General features: G+C 69.9%; 16 protein-coding genes and 1 pseudogene. 8 read left to right on the top strand and 9 right to left on the bottom strand.

Annotation, left to right across the window (positions count from 1 at the left end):
- Nucleotides 1-126: 126 nt before the first annotated feature.
- Nucleotides 127-1,023, top strand: a complete 897-nt coding sequence (locus FMQ63_RS29135) for a hypothetical protein (RefSeq protein WP_026113790.1) — start codon at nucleotides 127-129, stop codon at nucleotides 1,021-1,023.
- A gap of 3 nt (nucleotides 1,024-1,026) precedes the next feature.
- Here the strand turns inward: FMQ63_RS29135 and FMQ63_RS29140 are convergent, their stop codons facing one another.
- Nucleotides 1,027-1,752 (bottom strand): glycerophosphodiester phosphodiesterase, encoded by a 726-nt coding sequence (locus FMQ63_RS29140; protein ID WP_011555761.1) that lies wholly within the window; start codon nucleotides 1,750-1,752, stop codon nucleotides 1,027-1,029.
- A gap of 111 nt (nucleotides 1,753-1,863) precedes the next feature.
- Between FMQ63_RS29140 and FMQ63_RS29145 the strand changes: the two genes are divergently transcribed.
- Nucleotides 1,864-2,091 carry a twin-arginine translocase TatA/TatE family subunit gene (locus tag FMQ63_RS29145; RefSeq protein ID WP_043611634.1) on the top strand — a complete coding sequence of 76 codons (228 nt, stop codon included), beginning with the start codon at nucleotides 1,864-1,866 and terminating at the stop codon, nucleotides 2,089-2,091.
- Nucleotides 2,092-2,121: 30 nt separating this feature from the next.
- Here FMQ63_RS29145 and FMQ63_RS29150 read toward each other — a convergent pair whose 3' ends face one another.
- Nucleotides 2,122-2,916, bottom strand: coding sequence for a hypothetical protein (locus FMQ63_RS29150; protein ID WP_011555763.1), 795 nt, complete (start codon nucleotides 2,914-2,916; stop codon nucleotides 2,122-2,124).
- 6 nt (nucleotides 2,917-2,922) lie between these two features.
- A complete protein-coding gene (locus FMQ63_RS29155) occupies nucleotides 2,923-5,286 on the bottom strand; it encodes a zinc-ribbon domain-containing protein (RefSeq protein ID WP_011555764.1) in 2,364 nt (787 codons plus the stop codon).
- Nucleotides 5,287-5,452: 166 nt separating this feature from the next.
- Between FMQ63_RS29155 and FMQ63_RS29160 the strand changes: the two genes are divergently transcribed.
- Nucleotides 5,453-6,130 (top strand): polyhydroxyalkanoate synthesis regulator DNA-binding domain-containing protein, encoded by a 678-nt coding sequence (locus FMQ63_RS29160; protein WP_011555765.1) that lies wholly within the window; start codon nucleotides 5,453-5,455, stop codon nucleotides 6,128-6,130.
- A gap of 10 nt (nucleotides 6,131-6,140) precedes the next feature.
- On the opposite strand, the gene FMQ63_RS29165 is transcribed toward FMQ63_RS29160, so the two are convergent.
- Both FMQ63_RS29165 and FMQ63_RS29170 read right to left on the bottom strand, forming a co-directional pair.
- The gene (locus FMQ63_RS29165; RefSeq protein WP_043611587.1) at nucleotides 6,141-6,941 is read right to left on the bottom strand and encodes a ParA family protein; all 801 of its coding nucleotides are present in this window, start codon (nucleotides 6,939-6,941) and stop codon (nucleotides 6,141-6,143) included.
- A gap of 50 nt (nucleotides 6,942-6,991) precedes the next feature.
- On the bottom strand, nucleotides 6,992-7,297 hold the full coding sequence (locus FMQ63_RS29170; RefSeq protein ID WP_020478456.1) for a hypothetical protein: 306 nt from the start codon (nucleotides 7,295-7,297) through the stop codon (nucleotides 6,992-6,994).
- 168 nt (nucleotides 7,298-7,465) lie between these two features.
- On the opposite strand from FMQ63_RS29170, the gene FMQ63_RS29175 reads away from it, so the two are divergent.
- From FMQ63_RS29175 to FMQ63_RS29190, 4 genes are all read left to right on the top strand, one after another.
- A complete protein-coding gene (locus FMQ63_RS29175; RefSeq protein WP_026113791.1) occupies nucleotides 7,466-8,380 on the top strand; it encodes an ArsA family ATPase in 915 nt (304 codons plus the stop codon).
- Entirely contained in the window at nucleotides 8,377-9,492 is a 1,116-nt protein-coding gene (locus tag FMQ63_RS29180) for an ArsA-related P-loop ATPase (RefSeq protein ID WP_011555769.1), read from the top strand. Before FMQ63_RS29175 ends, FMQ63_RS29180 begins: the two co-directional genes overlap by 4 nt.
- A 206-nt stretch (nucleotides 9,493-9,698) precedes the next feature.
- Nucleotides 9,699-10,883 (top strand): tetratricopeptide repeat protein, encoded by a 1,185-nt coding sequence (locus FMQ63_RS29185; protein WP_020478457.1) that lies wholly within the window; start codon nucleotides 9,699-9,701, stop codon nucleotides 10,881-10,883.
- Nucleotides 10,884-10,944: 61 nt separating this feature from the next.
- The gene (locus tag FMQ63_RS29190; protein WP_020478458.1) at nucleotides 10,945-12,138 is read left to right on the top strand and encodes a M48 family metalloprotease; all 1,194 of its coding nucleotides are present in this window, start codon (nucleotides 10,945-10,947) and stop codon (nucleotides 12,136-12,138) included.
- 128 nt (nucleotides 12,139-12,266) lie between these two features.
- Here FMQ63_RS29190 and FMQ63_RS29195 read toward each other — a convergent pair whose 3' ends face one another.
- Both FMQ63_RS29195 and FMQ63_RS29200 read right to left on the bottom strand, forming a co-directional pair.
- Nucleotides 12,267-12,788 carry a tetratricopeptide repeat protein gene (locus tag FMQ63_RS29195; protein ID WP_011555772.1) on the bottom strand — a complete coding sequence of 174 codons (522 nt, stop codon included), beginning with the start codon at nucleotides 12,786-12,788 and terminating at the stop codon, nucleotides 12,267-12,269.
- A gap of 6 nt (nucleotides 12,789-12,794) precedes the next feature.
- Complete coding sequence (locus FMQ63_RS29200) at nucleotides 12,795-14,267, bottom strand: hypothetical protein (RefSeq protein WP_011555773.1); 1,473 nt, start codon at nucleotides 14,265-14,267, stop codon at nucleotides 12,795-12,797.
- 202 nt (nucleotides 14,268-14,469) lie between these two features.
- Here FMQ63_RS29200 and ruvX point away from each other — a divergent pair, with 202 nt between their 5' ends.
- Nucleotides 14,470-14,925 (top strand): Holliday junction resolvase RuvX, encoded by a 456-nt coding sequence (gene ruvX, locus FMQ63_RS29205; protein WP_011555774.1) that lies wholly within the window; start codon nucleotides 14,470-14,472, stop codon nucleotides 14,923-14,925.
- A gap of 30 nt (nucleotides 14,926-14,955) precedes the next feature.
- Here the strand turns inward: ruvX and FMQ63_RS29210 are convergent, their stop codons facing one another.
- Nucleotides 14,956-16,626 carry a glycosyltransferase family 39 protein gene (locus FMQ63_RS29210; protein ID WP_020478459.1) on the bottom strand — a complete coding sequence of 557 codons (1,671 nt, stop codon included), beginning with the start codon at nucleotides 16,624-16,626 and terminating at the stop codon, nucleotides 14,956-14,958.
- Nucleotides 16,623-17,245 (bottom strand): annotated as a pseudogene (locus FMQ63_RS29215) (hypothetical protein); the annotation flags it as partial. The pseudogene FMQ63_RS29215 and the gene FMQ63_RS29210, both read right to left, overlap by 4 nt.

Raw genomic sequence — 17,245 nt, forward strand, 5'->3', positions numbered from 1 at the left:
GACTCCTTGAGAGGAGACCGCGGGAGGGGCCGCCCGTTTTGTTGACGCTCCTCGCGAGCAGGCGTTACCGTCCGGCGCGGTGGGCGCCTTACCGGCCGGTCGCGCGCCCTGGAGGCGGTGACTCGAATGCGGACGTTCAGTCGGTGGGTGGCTCTCGCGGCCTGGGCGTCAGGCGCGTCCGTTGTCGCGGCGCCCAATGACCTGCAGATCGCGCGGTTCGGCAACCCCACGGGTGACAACCCAGTGGCGTCCGCCGACGCGGATTTCCAGGCCTTCGCCCGCATCATGGGCGCGGCCATCACCTCCGTGAACTTGATGCCCCCGGAGACGACGGGCCACTCGGCCTGGGCCATCAACGCGGAGCTCTCCGTGGTGTCGCTGCCCGGCAGCGTGAACATCCCCACGCAGAACGAGCAGCCCTCCACGGTGCTCATCCCCTCCTTCCACGCGCGCAAGGGCCTGCCCTTCTCGCTGGAGCTGGGTGGGCGCGTCGGCTGGGTGGAGAAGAGCAGCCAGGTGGTGGCCACCGGCGAGCTGAAGTGGGCTGCCAACGAGGGCTTCACCTACCTGCCCGACTTCGGCGTGCGCGGACACGTGACGAAGCTGTTCGGCGCCCGGGACCTGGGCCTCACCGTCATGGGCCTGGACTTCGGCGTGGGCAAGCAGTTCCCGCTGGGCGGCATGGTGACGCTGACGCCCTACGGCGGCCTGGACCTGGGCTTCGTCGGCGCGACGTCCAGCCGCATCGACTTCAACCCGGACCGCAGCTTCGATGACACGACGGGGGACGATTCGCGCGCGGCGCTGACGGATACCGCCGCGTACCGGAAGGTTTCCTTCGGCAGCAACATCAACCAGCGCATCTACGGCGGCGTCCGCTTCATTGGCGGCGTGCTCCAGTTGGGCGCGGAGCTGTCGCTGACGCGCACGGGCAGCGTCTCCTACGAGGAGAACGGCAGCACCGTGGAACGGGGCCTGCCGGCCGTCTTCGCCTTCAACACGACGCTCGGCCTGGACTTCTGAGCGCTACGCGGCGGGGTGCAGGGCCTGACGGACCGCCCCCGGCCGGTTGGTGATGAGGTAGCTGACCCCCATCCGCTCCAGGACATGGGCGCGCTGGGGGTCGTCCACCGTCCACGCCGCCACGCTCATCCCGGCCGCGCGCCACGCGGCCACCCGTTCCGGGGTGCAGGCCTCGTGGAAGGGGTGGACCGAGTGTGACGACACGAGCGGGCTCACCCCGTAGGCCTGCAGGGCCCAGGACTTGTCCGGGTCGATGAGCAGCCCCCGGCGCAGCTCCGGCGCCGCCGCCGCCAGGCGGAAGAGACACAGCGGGTTGAAGCTGGAGATGACGACCCGGCCCGCCAGTCCGCGCCGGCGCACCAGCCGCGCCACCTGCTCCGCCAGGCCTCCGTCGTCGGCGCGCTCGCACTTGAGCTCGATGTTGACCAGGAACTGCGGTGGCAGGGCCTCCAGCACCTCTTCCAGCAGCGGGATTCGGGCGGGGGCGAAGCCCAGCGGCGAGCCGACGTCCGCCCGCTGGAGCTTCCACCACGGGGTGAGGCGAACCTCCCACGGCAGCCGCGCGAGGCGCTCCAGGCGCTCGTCGTGGCAGACGACGACCTCGCCCGAGCCACAGAGCATCGCGTCCAGTTCCACACCGTCCGCGCCTTGGCGGACCGCCTCGGCGAAGGCTTCCAGGGTGTTCTCGGGGGCATCGGCGCTGGCGCCACGGTGGGCAAGCAGGAGCATGCCCTCCAGTCTGCGCGGGTGGCCGCCGCCGTGCATCAGAAGTCCAACCGGGCGTGCGGCGGTGGACGCATGGCTTGCCTCCCCCCGCCCTTTGCTGCACTGTGCTCCATCATGCTGGGCCTCGGCCTCGGAGAAATCATCGTCCTCGGCTTCATCCTGCTGGTGGTCTTCTCGGCCGCCCGCATGGGTCAGCTCGGCAATGCCGTGGGCAAGTTCGTGTACTCGTTCCGCAAGGCGTCGCGCGGCGAGGACCTGGTGGATGCGAAGCCGCTGCCTCCGGGCCGCCGCAGCACCACGGACGCCGAGTTCACGGAGCCCGAGCAGCCGCGCCGCCGCTAGGCCCCTCCCCGCCCCAGGATGCGAAGCCCGTCAGTCGTGCCCGCGACGCCCGGGGATGAGTGACGCGGCCGCAGGCCCTGTTCCATTCCCTTCGGCGAGCAGCCGGGTGGCCTGCGCGCGCAGGGCGGGATGGAGGGCGGCGTTCGAGACGAGTTCCCTCAAGTCCGCCGTGTTGAGCAGCGGGACGATTTTCGCGCCCGTCTCCGGCGGCAGGTAGGGGTTGAAGACGAGCGCGCGCCGGATGGCGTGGCGCACGGACCAGCGCGGTGACTTCCAGATTTCGATGAGCGGCTCGGGCCGAGCCGGGCGGCGCGCGGCGATGCGGACCACCAACTCCTCGGTGAGCCGGGGGTTGATGAGCACGTTGCGCAGGACAGTGGGATTGCTGACGGTGGCCAGGCGGGACAGGGTGTCCGGGTCCCTCGTGAGGCGGGCCTGCTGCTTCAGGTGCCCGAGCGACTGCGAGAAGGCGTTGGCGTCCGCGCGGGCGGCGGCGTCCGGGTCCATCTCCAGCTTCGCGGGGCCCTGGGCGAACAGGTCCGCCACGGTGTCGAGCGACTGGACGTGCGCGAGCCGCCGCAGCGACGCCACATGGGGGATGTGCTCGGCCTCCTGCTCCAGCGCGGCCATGAAGTCCGACAACGCGCAGGAGGCGGGCCCCCACCCCGCGCGCGAGAGGGCGATGAGGTGGCCCACCAGCTCGTTGGAGTCGAGTGGATCTCTCCAGGCGAGCTCACGCGCGGCGGCCTTGCGACGGACCTCCGACCCACCGCTCAAGGCATGGATGAAGCGCGCGACGGTCCGGGCATCCTCCTGCGTGGGCATGGTGGCTCACTCCGTCCGGGGGGCGGCCTCCGCCGACTTGGAGCGCTCGGGCTCCAGTGTCAGCTCCAGCCGGTAGCCCCCCGGGTCCGCGGGGTGCTCGGGGAAGATGACGACAAAGGGGGCCTTGGCGCCGGGCGCCACGGAGACGGCGGCCTCGTCGACGCGCTGGCGCAGGGCCACCGCCGCGTCGGGTGAGCCCACGCCGTAGAGTTCCTCGGGCGTGGGGACCCCGCCCACGAGCGCCTCGGCGGAGGCCACGCGCTGGCTTCCGTCATACAGCGCGGCGCGCACGCGGATGCGGGCGGCGGCGTCCGAATGGTTCGCTGCGTCCCCGCGGACGTAGAAGAGCGACCGGCCCTCGCGCGTCTCGTACAGCCCGTTCGTCACATCCACGGCCACGAGCGGCTTCGACGCGGGCACGAAAAGCGTGCGCAGGGAGTCCAGCGACAGGGCCGACACGTCGAGGCGGCCCTCGCTCAGGTACACCCGGCCGACCGTGCCCAGCACGGCCACCAGGGCCGCGGCCAACACGAAGTTGACGGTGAAGCCCAACGCCTTGCGAAGCCGGCTCGACGGGCGGCTCTGCGGGATGCCCACGTCCTCGGGACGCGCGGTGGGCTTGGCCACGGTGACCACGGGCTTCGACGGCAGCCCGTCCATGTCCAGCACCTCGCGCTGGACGCCGCTGGGTGCCCCGACCCGGCCCAGGGTGACGCCAAAGGCCTCCGCGTCATCCACGGCGGGGGGGACATCGCCAAGCAGGGAGGCATCGGATGCATCCGAGGTCCCGAACAGCGCGGCGCGGCCCGTGTCCGTGGGCAGGAGGCCGGAATCCTCGCCGTGCCCGCCCACGTCCGAGCCAAGGTCGAACAAGTCCCGGGGATTCACGGAAGACGGTATCGCGGCCGAGGAGTCGGCGTGGAGGTCGACGGACGCGAACGGGTCACTCCCGCCTGGCACAGGCCCGCTGCCAGACGCGGCGGAAGCGTCAGCATGGATGTCGATGGATGCAAACGGGTTGCTTCCGGCAGGCGGCGGCGCTGCCTTCCGGGTCGACGCGGCAGGTGCCCGCAAGTCGATGGCGGCGAAGGGGTCGTTACTGCCCGCAGCGGCTGGCGACGACGCATGTAGGTCGAACGCGGCGAGAGGACCATTCCCCGATGAAGGCGACGTGGACTTCGCAGGCCCGGCGGCATGAATGTCGGCCGCAGCGAGAGGACTGCTTCCTACTGAAGGTGCCGCGGCCTTCGTGGACTTCGCAGGCCCGGAGGCATGGATGTCTGCCGCCGCGAGAGGATCGCTTCCTACCGAAGGTGAGGCAGCCCTCGGGGACTTCGCGGGCACCGCCGCATGGATGTCGATGGACGCGAACGGGTCGCTCCCCACGGGCCGAGGCAGCCCAGGCGCCGCCGACGGAACCGTCGCATCGTCGATGTCGATGGACGCGAACGGGTCGTTCTCCACCGGTGGCGGCGCCCCCGTGGCCATCGTTGGCATCGCCGCCGCATCATCGATGTCGATGGACGCAAACGGATCGTCCCCACCATAAGCGGGCGGAGCAGCGGGGGGCGGAGCCGCGCCCGGACGCAATGTCCCAAGCGCCACGGCACCCGCGGGCGCGCCCCCCGGAGGCGGCGGCACCGCGCTTCGGCGGAGCGCATTCGCAGCCGACGGCTCGGCAGGCGAAGGCGGCCCCAGGAGCTCCGAGAACGGGTCGGCCACCGGCGGCGGCGCGGCGGCGCGGCGAGCACTGGCCGGGGACACGGAGGGCCCAGCATCCTCGGGGACGGGAGGCATGGAGCGGTCCTCCATGCCAGCGGGGCCACCCGCACCTCGGGCCCCCGCCGCTCGCGCAGGTGCGCTTCCCGGGCCAGGGGGCGCAGGCACCGCGGCGGGCGGACGCCCCGAACGCTCAGTACCTGGCACCACGAAGGCGCCCGGCGGTGGCGCGCGGCCAACCGGCGCATCGGGCGGACGCGCGGCGGGAGGCAGCGGCAGCGATGTGATTCGCGTGGGCTCCCGGAAGACACCGTCTTCCGAGCCCAGGTCGCCGTCCATGCTGTTCCAGCTCGGCCCAGGAGGACTGGGGCGAGCAGGCATCGGCTTGCTCGCCTCGACGCCCAGCTCGAAGTAGCCCGGCTTGGTGACGTCCACCGACGTGGGGTCTGGCGCGACCCCAAATTGAGCGAAAGGGTCCACCTGCCCGTCCGAGGAGGGGGCTGGCGGCTCACCCGGGGCGCCGACAGCGGCCTCGCGGGTGACCCGGAACGTGTTCTGGCATTTGGTGCAGCGGACCTTGACCCCCTTCTCGGTCACCTTCTCGTCGGGGATCTTGAACCGCGTCTGGCACCGCTCACACTTGACGATCATTCAGCAGGCCCGGCTGGAAGCACGAGTATAGGACGACGGGGTAGGCACGGCGAGCCGGGTTCACGTTGCTTGCTCGCCCCCACCCCCTCTGCTACGAGAAACGCCCCTGCGAGACTCAGGCGGGGCACGTGGCTTGATGTCGAGCCCAAAAGGGGCGGAGAGACACATGAGCGAGGCTGAGCAAGCAGGCGCTCCGAGCAAGGAGCCGAAGATCATCAAGCGGTACACGAACCGGAAGCTCTACGACACCGTGGAGAGCCGGTACGTCACCCTTGATGAGATCGCAGCGATGATCAAGGAGGGCACCGAGGTACGGATTGTCGACAATCGTACCAAGGAGGACCTGACCTCCGTCACCCTCGCGCAGATCATCTTCGAAGAGGAGAAGAAGAAGAACCAGATGCCGCTGTCGGTGCTGCGGGAAATCATCCGCCACCCCGGCGAGTCCATCTCCGGGTTCATCCAGAAGGAGGTCTCCCCGCGAGTCGCCTCCATCCGCGAGGAGGCCGAGTCCCGCCTCGACAAGCTCCTGCGCCGGGACGAGAACGCCCCCCGGGCAGAGGGAGAGCCCGAGGCCCCCGTCGCCGCCGCCGAGGACACCGCCGCCGCGGACACCGCTGCCGCCGCGGGGCTCAGCCCGGCCGACCTGCTCAAGGCCAGCCAGCGCGCCTTCGAGGAGTGGCAGCGCCGAATCGACGAGCGCGTGAAGCACGTCGTGGAGAACCTGACCGGCAACCTGCCCGCGCTCGGCCGCGACATGGCCTCGCTCACCCAGCGCCTCGATGAGCTGGAGAAGAAGCTGGAGCAGGCCGAGCAGCAGAAGGGCCCGCCGACGCAGGAGTAGCCGCGCGGCTTCAGGCCTTCTGTGACGCCCGCCTCCGCTTGGGGGCGGGCTCTCCGTGCAACTCCGCGGCGATGGCGGCCAGCATCTGCGCGCCTCGGCTGCGCGGCGCGTACTCCCAGATGGTCTGCCCGTGGCTCTGGGCCTCGTCGACCTTCACGTCGTAGCCCAGCGGCGTGGCCGCCAGCGCGTCCGGGAAGTAGGCCTTCAGGCGCTCCAGAATCGCCGTGGCCAGCGCCGTCTTCCGGTACAGCGTGGGCACCACCTTCGTGACGCGGAGGTCCGGCCGCCCTTCCGCCTCGCCCACCTGGCGCACGGTGTCCGCTACCTCCGCGCAGCCATCCAGCGCCAGGTACGTCAGCGCCACCGGCACCACCACCTCGGTGGCGGCCACCAGGATGTTGCGCGTGGTGGTCCCCATGGAGGGTGGCGCGTCGAAGACGATGGCGTCATAGCCCGCCGCTTCCGCCGCGCGCAGGCGGTCCGCCAGCCGGTGGGCCCGACGTTCATCCGCGGCCACCACGACGGGAAAGTCCGCCATCTCCTTGTACGCGGGCAGCACGTCAAGGCCCTCGAGGGCCGAGCGCTGGACGACGTCCTCGAAGCGCACCGACGTGTCCGTCAGCAGGTGAAACACGTTGCGCGGCAAGGTGCGCACGTCCACGCCCAGGGCCTTGCCCGCGTGGCCCTGCGTGTCCAGGTCCACCAGCAGCACCCGCAGGCCACGCTCCTTGGCCAGCCAGGCGGCGGTGTTCACCGCCAGGGTCGTCTTGCAGGTCCCACCCTTCTCATTGATGAACGCGATGCGCCTCATGCGTGGGCACTCCTCATCCACCGAGAAGGTGGCGGCTTCCGACGTGCGGACTACTTCTTCGGGGACTTCGCCGCCAGCAGCGTGTCGACCTTGCCCTCGACGGACGAGAGCAGACGCTCCAAGTCGTCCACCTTCGAACGAAGCTGCTCCAGGTCCGCGGTGGACGGCAGGTTCGCGGCGGACAGGGCCGTGCGCAGCGCGCTGTCCAGGGTGCCCTTCGCCGCCAGGGAGCGCGACACCAGCGTCTGCACCGCCGCCACGAACTTCTCGTTCGAGAGCAGTTGCTGCGCCAGCTTGCCGATGCGCTCCTCGCCCGTTTCCACGAGCTTCTTCATCACCGGGTTGTTCTTGAGCATGAAAACGCGCGTCCTCGCGAGCAAAGCCCTACCGGGCCATCTGGAAGTCTTGAAGAAAACGCCGCACTCTGCGAGGGGGCAACGCGACGTGTCAAGCAGCGCAACAAGCCGAGGCCAAACGCGTTGACTCCCGTGAACACGATTCCTACGGTTCGCCGCTCTCAACCTATGGCCGGACTACTCGACAAGCGCCTGTGGATCGTCTCCGGCAAGGGCGGAGTCGGCAAAAGCACCGTCGCAGCGGCCCTGGCCCTGCGCTCGGCGCGCGCGGGCAAGCGCACCCTGGTGTGCGAAGTGAACACCCAGGAGCGCGTCAGCCGCTTCCTGGAGCGCCCCGAAGCCGGGCCCGAAGTGGCCCAACTGGAGCAGAACCTCTGGGCCGTCAACGTGCGGCCCCAGGAGGCCATGCGCGAGTACGGCCTCATGGTCCTCCGCTTCGAGACCCTCTACAAGACGGTCTTCGAGAACCGGCTGGTGCGCCAGTTCCTCCGCTTCATCCCGTCCCTGCAGGAGCTGGTGCTGCTGGGAAAAATCATGTTCCACCTGCAGGAGAAGCTCCCGGACGGGCGCTGGCGGTTCGACACCGTCATCATGGACGCGCCGGCCACGGGCCACGCCATCTCCTTCCTCAGCGTGCCGCAGGTGCTGATTCAGACGGTGCCGCCGGGGCCCATGGCCCGCGAGGCCCAGAAGATGCGCGACCTCCTCGTGGACCCGGCGGTGACGGCCGCCGTGCTGGTGGCGCTCCCCGAGGAGATGCCGGTGAACGAGGCGCTGGAGCTGCACGCGGCGCTGCGGGACAAGGTGAGCCTGCGAACGCACGCGGCGGTGCTCAACCAATCCTTTCCGGAGCGCTTCACCGAAGCGGACCTGGAGGCCCTGGGGGGCCATCCGGAGCTGCTCGCCGTGGCCCAGGCGCACCACGACCGCGCGGCACAGGCGGTGCTCGCCGGGACGAAGCTGGAGCGCAACCTGCACGCGCCCGTCTACCCCGTCCCCCGGCTCTTCACGCCCGAGTTCGGGCGCAAGGCGATTGAACAGGTCATGGAGCACCTCGAACCTCTCGTGACGGGGGCGGCGTGAGCACGACGGCCCTGTCGCCCGCGCTGGCGGGCAAGCGCGTCCTCATCTGCGTGGGCTCCGGCGGCGTGGGCAAGACGACGGCGGCGGCCGCGTTGGCCCTGCGCGCGTCGGTGGATGGGCGCTCCAGCCTGGTGTGCACCATCGACCCGGCGCGGCGGCTGGCCAACTCGCTGGGCCTCACGGCGCTGGGCAACGCGGAGACGCGCGTCCCCGCCACCGCGCTGGAGCCCCTGGGCGTCCAGCCCCGCGCGTCGCTGTACGCGATGATGCTGGACATGAAGCAGACGTGGGACGAGCTCATCACCCGCGTCGCTCCGCCCGAGCAGCGCGAGCGCATCCTGTCCAACCGCTTCTACCAGTCGCTCTCCACGGCCCTGGCGGGCAGCCAGGAATACATCTCCATGGAGAAGCTGTGGGAGCTGCGCCGCAGCAGCAACTACGAGCTCATCGTCCTGGACACGCCGCCCACCGCGCACGCGCTGGACTTCCTGGATGCGCCCAACCGCGTGCTGGACTTCCTGGACAACGACGCGGCGAAGTGGCTCCTCACCCCGGCGCTCAAGGCCGGCAAGCTGGGGATGTCCCTGTTCAACCGCGGCGGCTATGTCATGCGGGGCCTGGCCAAGTTCACCGGCACGGAGATGCTCCAGGAGCTCTCCAACTTCATGCTCGCCATCTCCTCGCTCAACGAGGGCTTTCGCGAGCGCGCCAGGGGCGTGCGCCAACTGCTGGAGGACCCGAACACCGGCTTCGTGCTGGTGACGAGCCCCCACCCCGAGCGCATGGACGAAGCCATCCACTTCCACAAGATGCTCAAGCAGCACCGCATGGAGGTGGTGTCGCTGGTGGTCAACCGCGTGCACCCCATGCCCACGGAGGCGCTGTGGGCGGACGCGGCCACGCTGACGCCCAGCCGCCGCGCCAAGGTGGAAGAGACGCTGCGCGAGCAGCAAATCCTGGCCGAGCAGGACCGCACCGGCATCGACCAGCTCCAGGCCGCCTGTCCGGGTGTCCCCATCGTCCAGGTGCCCCGCTTCGCGATGGATGTGCACGATATCTCCGCCCTGTGGCGTACCGGACGCTACCTGGTAGGCGACGAGACACTCGGCTGACCACGGCCTGGGGCCCACACGCTTCGGGCCCACCGCCGCGTTTCCCTGTTTCGCACGGTGCTTGTGCGAAATCGCCGCACTTCTTCAGTCCAGCCGTCCGCGGGAAGCAGCCGGCCAGGGAAGCGCGCACGGGTCGGGCGCATTAAGCTGGCGGGCCCGATGACGGTGGTGGGAACCCCGCGGTGCCCGGTGCTGTCCGGGAGGGGGTGCCGGTCCAGGAGGATGATGTGGTGAACGGGAGAGCGCTGAAGCAGAAGCCTGTCAGCCGATGGTGGTGGATGGCCGCGCTGGGCGTCGTCGTGTCCGGGTGCCGGACGACGGGCTCCGCCGCGCGGGAGGAGCCGCAGGCGAAGTCGCCCAAGCAGGAGTTCCACTTCGACGCGGTGACGGTGACGGCGGACCTGGAGCTGGACAAGCTCAACGACGAGGAGCTCTTCGCGGGCGGCACGTCGGCCTTCGCCGCGAACGATTTCCAACAGGCGGCGCGCTACTTCGGCCGGCTCGTGGACTTCTTCCCCGACAGCCGCCACCGCCGCGCGGCGCTCTACAACGCGGGCCTTGCCCACCAGCGCATCAAGGAGTGGGAGGAAGCCGGTCACCGCTTCTCCGAGCTGTCGGACCCGGCCAGGGGCCAGGGGGACGCGTTGGACGCGGCCTTCCGCGTGGCGGAGGTGGACTACCACCTGGAGCGCTACGAACAGGCCTCGAAGCTGCTGGGCATCATCGCCGCGCGCGAGGACCTCCCCCTCAATCGCCGCCTCGAAGCGCAGGTGCAGCAGGGCATCTGCCAGTTGGAGAGCGGCTCGCCGGAAACCGCCGAGGCCACCCTGCGCAAGGCGCTCTCCACCTACGACGCCCTGGAGGACAAGGGCGAGGTGGACGACTACTTCCCCGCACAGGCCCACTTCTTCATCGGCGAGCTGTACCGGCTCCACTACGAGGGCGTGAAGCTGGACCCGGCGAAGGGCGCGGACAAGCTCGCCCAGGACCTCAACTACAAAGCCGAGCTGCTCCTGTCCGCGCAGGGCCACTACCTGCGCTCCATCCGCGTGGGCAACGGCTACTGGGCCACCGCCGCGGGGACGCAGATTGGTTCGCTTTACGAGAACCTTTACGAGCACATGGTGAACTCACCCGCCCCCGCTGAGCTGGATGCCAGCGAGGCCGAAATCTACCGGCAGGAGCTGCGGAAGAAGATTCGGGTGCTGCTCACCAAGTCCATCAACATCTACGAGCGCACGTTGGAGACGGCCGAGCGCATCGGCTCGCAGAGCACCTTCGTGGACCGCACGCGTGAGAGCCTGGCCAAGGTGAAGGCCCTGCTGCTGGCGGACGCGGAGGGCGAGCCCGCGTCGGCGGCGCCCTCCTCCGGGGGCGAGCCCCATACCTGAGCGCAGCAGTAACGCCCCTGGCTGGGCAGGCCGGGGGCGCACGGCGTAGCCTGGGGGTTCCATGGAGCCCCTCTTCACGCCCGAGCAACTGGCGGAGATTCACGCCTTCCATCGGCCCTACTACATCCGGGCCGCAGTGGGCCCCTTCGCCAACCTGGCCCTGATGCTGCTCATGTTGGGCGTACTCGTCCAACCGCTCCACCGCCTGGCCGTGGCGGCCGCCGCGGGGCTGGAGCGGCGGCTCGGCTTCCTTCGGACGGCGCCGGTCAGCCGCGCCTTCTTCCACGCCATGGACCGGCTGTGGGGCAAGCCCGGCTGGGGCGCGGCGGTGCTCTTCGCCCTCTTCACGGACCTGTTCGTGTCGCTCGTCTACCTGCCGGTGGACGTCTGGTTCAGCTACACGCTGGAGCACCGGCACGGCATGTCCACGCAGACGCCCGCCACCTTCGCCTATGACATGGTCAAGGCCCAGTTGCTGGCGGCCTTCGCCCTCTCCGCGCTCGTCATCGGCATGTTCGGCCTGGCGCGCAAGCTGCGCCAATGGTGGCTGGTGCTGGGCGTGCCCGTGGCACTGCTGCTCCTCGTCTCCGGGGCACTGGACCCGTATCGCAGCAGGCTCTTCTTCAACCAGAAAGCGCTGCCCGAGGGGCCCCTGCGAACCCGCATCGTGGACCTCATGGAGCAGGCGGACATCACCTTCGCCGACGTCCTCGTGGAGGAGACCTCCGTCGCCTCGCGCCGACTGCAAGCCTACTTCGCCGGGCAGGGCCCCACGCGCACCATCGTCCTCAACGACATCATCCTCAAGGAACTCTCGGAGGACGAAGTGCTGGCCGCGGTGGCACACGAAGCGGGCCATGTGAACGAGTCGAAGTGGCCCGCCCGCATCGCCTCATCGCTGATGCTGGTGGCCCTGCTCTTCGCGCTCGACCGCCTCTTGCGCCTGTCCGCGTCGCGGGGCTGGTTCGGCGCCACCCACTTCGCGGACATCCGCAACCTGCCCCTCATCTCCCTGCTCTTCTTCCTCCTCGTGCTGACGGCCAAGCCCATCTCGGGCGCCTTCTCCCGGGAACGTGAGCGTGAAGCGGACCGCTATGCCCTGCGGCTCACGAATGACGTGGACGCCTTCCGGCGCATGCTGGTGAAGGCCGCGCGCGTCAACAAGATGGACCCCGAGCCCCCCCGCTGGGTCGTCCTCAAGGGCATGAGCCATCCGCCCATCGGCGAACGGATTGCGTCGCTTCCCACGCCCTGAAACAGCGGTCGACAGGTGGGCTCCCCCCTCCCCTTCCGGCCACGCCTCTTCTCCGAGCCCACCCGCCGACTGCCTCCACCCGGCCACTCCCCGACAGCCGGGTGGCCCCACTCCCCCCGACTCCGGCACTACGGCTGCGAGTCCTCCTTCAGCTTCTCCACCGCCACCAAGGTGATGGCCTTCACCAGCGCCCGCGCCCGGCGGCCGCCCGCCGTCTCGCCGTGCGGGTCCGCCTCCACCGCGTTCGCCAGGTCGGTGAAGCCCTGGCGCTCTCCCCTGCGGAGGTAGAGCTCGCCCCGGTTGGCCAGCGCCACCGGGTTGTCGGGCTCACGCTCCAGCGCGGCGCTGTACTCGGCGATGGCGTCATCCAGTTTGCCCAGCTTCTGGTACACGGTGCCCAGCGCCGCCCGCGCCGCCGCGTCCTTCGGGTTTCCCTCCACCAGGCCTTCGAAGAGGATGCGGGCTTCCTCCAGACGTCCCGCCGCCGCCAGGTCACAACCCACCTGGGCAATGGCCTTCGCTTCCTCGAAGGTCATCCCCTCCACTTCGGCCCACGTCACCTCTCCCCGGGCGAACGCCTTCAAGCCCTGCACCGCGCCGCGCTGCATCCGCATGGCCACCGCTCCCTCGTGTTTGATGATGCGTCCCATGACGGCTCAGGCGCTCCGCAGGTTGGAGATGGCCGTCTTCGCCATCTCGTGGAACTTCGAGGACATGTTGCTCATCAGGTCGAACATCGCCTTGCGCTTCTCCACCAGCCGCTGAAGGCGCAGCTCCAGCTCCTGCATGCTGCTCTCCAGCTTCGCGCCCGCCTTCCGGTCCGCCTCACCGGTGCCCAACGAGGCGCGCTGGTCGCGCACGTTCGCCATCTGCTCCATCACGTCGAGAATCTCCTCGTCCGTGTCGCTGGAGATGGACATCAAGATGGCTTGAATCTTGTCCTCGATGCTCATGTTCGGGTTGTCGACGATGCTCCGCACATTCGACGAAGCGCCGCCCACTGGCCGGCTCCCCCCAGCGCCACTCGCGGGCTGCGTTCCGGATGACGCCCGTGCCGTATCCGCCTGTCGCAGCGCGGCCGTGACATCCGGCCGACCCACGATGCCGTCCCTCGGCCCCACGCCCGCGGCCATCTCCAGCCGGTCGTAGTACGCGGGGTGGTCCTTGAAGAACTGCGCGGCGCGCTTCAGCGTCGATGATGCCGCCGGGCTGTTCAGGATGGCGTCCAGGTTGTCGCGCGTGAGCACGTTGTCCCGGGCTCCCACCGCGGTATCGAAGGTGTCCCAGTTCGCATTCAGCACGCGCAAGGCCTCGTGGTACTCGTGGAAGTCCGGGTCCAGCGGGCTCGCTGGCGACGTCGGCGGGCTGCCCGAGACAGGCGCGGAGCCACCGCCGCCGGACGTGCCGCCCGTCCCCGGCGCCGTCGTGCCACCACCGCCAGGCGTGCATCCCGTCCCAGGAGGCGTCGTACCACTGCTTCCAGGGCGCACAGGCCGGCCATACCGCGCGAACTCCGCATCCACCGCCTTGAGCTCGCGCTGGAGGTCCTGCACCGAGAAGGTGTCGAGGTTGTACAGCGGCGAGATGATGCCAATCCGCGCCAGCGGCCCCTGCCGGTCGAGCCGCTCGAAGAGAGCCGTGTTCTCCACCATGAAGCGGGCCGCGTCCCGCAGTTGGGGAGACAGGCTGGCGTCCGTGGAGATGCGCTGCAGGTCCTTCTTCGACAGCGAGCCGTTCTTCTTGCCATCCAACAGGTCCAACTGCTGGAAGTTCGCCTCCAGCACCTTCAGGGCGTCCGAGTAGTCGAGCATCTTCGGATCCAACGGACTGCTGCCCGGATTCAGGATGGGCGACGAGGACGCGGAGGGCGCGTAGCCGCTGTCGGCCTTCGAGCTGCCCGAGGAGGACGCGTGGTACTCCGTCTTCGCGGGCGGGTTCTTCGACAACTCCTGCGCCACGCCCATGGCGCCACTGGCCGCCAGCATGACGTTGCCCGTCGCGGCCCCCGCCGCGGCCTTGATGGAGTTGGTGATGAGCGGCGGCAATCCCAGCGCGTTGCCCGCGAAATCCACCGCGGTGGACATGGGGCCAGCCAGCAGGTTGGCCGCACCTTTGAGGAAGTCGAGCATGAACCCTCTCGCGCGACGGGGTTGAAGTAGACGCCGCGCAGTCGTCCTTCGGACGGGACCGCTGGATTGCAGCGGCGGTGCCGTCCGTGGGCGTGGGAGGCACCCAGCGAATTCCGGCGGTTAGCACTCACCGAGGCAGGGGCACGTCCCCAGGTGCGGACGGAGCGGTCCACGACGAAGGATTGCGGTTAAGTTCCGCGGCATGCGCACCATGGGCCTGGACCTGGGCACCAAAACCATTGGAGTGGCCGTCTCGGACGGACTGGGCCTCACGGCCCAAGGCATCACCACCGTCCGCCGCACGTCGCTCAAGGCGGACCTCGCGGCGCTGGCCACCGTCGCGAGCGAACATGAGGTGACCCACGTCGTGCTGGGCCTGCCGCTCAACATGGACGGCAGCGAGGGCCCGCGCGCCGAGGCGTCCCGGAAGTTCGCGGACACCCTGGCCCAGTCGCTGGGGGTGACGGTGGAGCTATGGGACGAGCGGCTGTCCACCGTGGCCGCCACACGGACCCTGCTCGAGGCGGACGTCAGCCGGGCCCGCCGCCGGGAGGTCATCGATCAGGTGGCCGCGCAGTTCATCCTCCAGGGATGGCTGGATGCCCACCGGCCGCCGGATACCGACTATCACCCCGACGACTACGATTCGGAGCCCTGAGGGACTCGAGGGCCCCTCCAGGTCACCGCGCTACGGCTGACGCCGGTACACGTGAAGCGGCGCGGTGAAGCCATCCAGCTTCTGGTAGGCCACGCCGTCCAGTACCAGCGAGCGCTCCTCCAGCTTCACGCCCTCGGCCTTCGCCAGCGCTCCACCGTCGAAGCGGACCAGCACCTCCGGACGGGCCTCCTGCATGCGCTGGCGGAAGGTGTCCCAGCGCACGCGCGCCAGCCGCTCCTCGGGGAGGCCGGAGAAGAAGGCCAGTTGCAGGTCCATGTAGTTCGGGTCGACGTCGAGCGCGGCGGCCCCACCCTTGGCGGCGACCTCCGCCTTCAGGAACTTCGCCACCTGCATCAGCGCCACGGGATTCGTGGACGTGGGGCTGATGGGGCGCATCGTGGACTGCAGCGGCCCGTCGGCGCGGAACGTATAGACGCCCATCGCCACCGGCACGGCCACGGCGACCAGCACCGTCACGCCCGCCAGGGCCTTGCGCAGCATGGGCCCTCCACGCGTTGCCACCAGCCCGGCGAAGCCGAAGGCCACGAAGACGGGGAGCAGCGCGACCTGCGTCACCGTGAAGCGGCCCAGCGGAACGAAGGTCAGCAGCACCGCCGCCCGGAAGGTGAAGTAGGCAGCGGGAAGCACCGCCGCGGCCACCAGCCAGCGCGTGTCCGGACGCGAGCGCCACGCGCGAACCATGCCCGCCATGCCCAGCAGCGCGACGAGAGGCGACAGCGTGAGCAAGGCGATGCCGGGCCAGAACCCCAGTTGCTGCAACCGCCAGAGCACGTTCGACCCCGAGCCCAGGGACGACTTCACCCAGTTACGGTGGAAGTCCTCCACCGCCACCACCGGGAAGAACGGGTTACCGTGCATCAGCTCATTTCCCTGCATCCACAACAGGGGGAACGGCAGGCACACCAGGCCGAAGCCCACGGCCCGGGTCAGCGACACCACCTTGTCCTGGCTGCTGAAGCACAGCGCCACCGTGAGCAGCGGGATGTACATCCACGCGTCGTAGCGAAGCGCGCACGCCAGGTTGAGCATCAACGCCGCCTGGAACAGGGGCAGGAAGCGGTTGTCATCCACGCCTTCCGCGTACAGCGCGAAGGTGGCCAGCATGAAGAAGAGGGACACCGCCTCGCTGCTGGCCGTGGTGGAGAACTGCATGTGCATGCCCCACGCCGCGAAGGACAGGCCCGCCACCACGCCCGCGCGCCAGCCGAAGAGCCGGCGCGTCAGCGCGAACAGCGGCACCACCGACAACACGCCGAACAGCAGGCTCACCACACGGCCCGCGACCTCCCGGTCGAACACCGACAGCGCCGCGCCCACCAGGTACATGTGCAACGGACCGAACTGGTAGGCCCCGTCCCCATAGGCGGTGATGATGTGCGGCGCCCGCAACCAGCGCTCCGCCAGCTCCGTGCGCACCACCGCGTCACCGAAGAGGTTCTCGTTGACGAAGAACACGCCCAGCCGCGGCACCAGCGCCGCCACCAGCAACAGCCCGACGAGCAGCCGGGTGCCTGGCTCGTGCTGAGGGGCAGGCACCGCCGACAGGCCAGGTGCATGGGGAGGCGAAACGGAGAAGGGGGCGGGGGCGGTGGCCATGACGCGCGGCAGGATACGCAGGCACGGCCCAAAGCCAAGCCAACGCCCATTGTTCCCTTGCTCGGGGAGCGCGGCCGATTTCACGGTGCGCGAACCTGCTCCCCTTCCGATATCCAGGGGGCTGCAATCATTTCAGGGTGCGCCGGGGCCAAGGGGCTGCCGGACTCCAGCGTCACCCGCGTGCGGCGGACCACCTCCAGCCGCCGGGCGCCCTGCGTCCCCAGTTCGGCGCGCGACGTGTAAAGGACCTCCAGCCGCTCGGGAAATGGGCGGCGCAGGTCGAAGCGCAGCTCGCCCTCGGCCCTGGGAGCCAGCGGACCTTCCGCTCCCTGGGACTGGAGGAGGAAACGCACCCGGCCGCGGGCCCCTTCCAGCTCCACCAACTCATAGGTGACGACGGCCAGCCCTTCCTCCTGGGCTCGCGCCACGACCCAGCGCGCTCCCGCGCCCACCGGCTCTTCCGGAAGCCGTGGGGTGACGAGCCAGTCCGAGGACAGCGCCGCCCGCACCAGGCTGCTCAATGCCGCGGAAGCCCCGGGCCCCAGTTGCACCCATGCCTGAACCGGCACCCCTCGGTCGGAGAGCACCACGGCGCCATCCCGGCCACTCACCGCGCCCAGTTCCTCCGCCAACCGCCACGCTGGCTCCATCCCCTCATCATCCACGGCGCGGACCTCGGGACGCCCCACCCGCACGCGATAAC

Origin of the sequence: Myxococcus sp. CA005, from assembly GCF_006518205.1 — a bacterium.
GTDB classification, from domain to species: domain Bacteria; phylum Myxococcota; class Myxococcia; order Myxococcales; family Myxococcaceae; genus Myxococcus; species Myxococcus xanthus.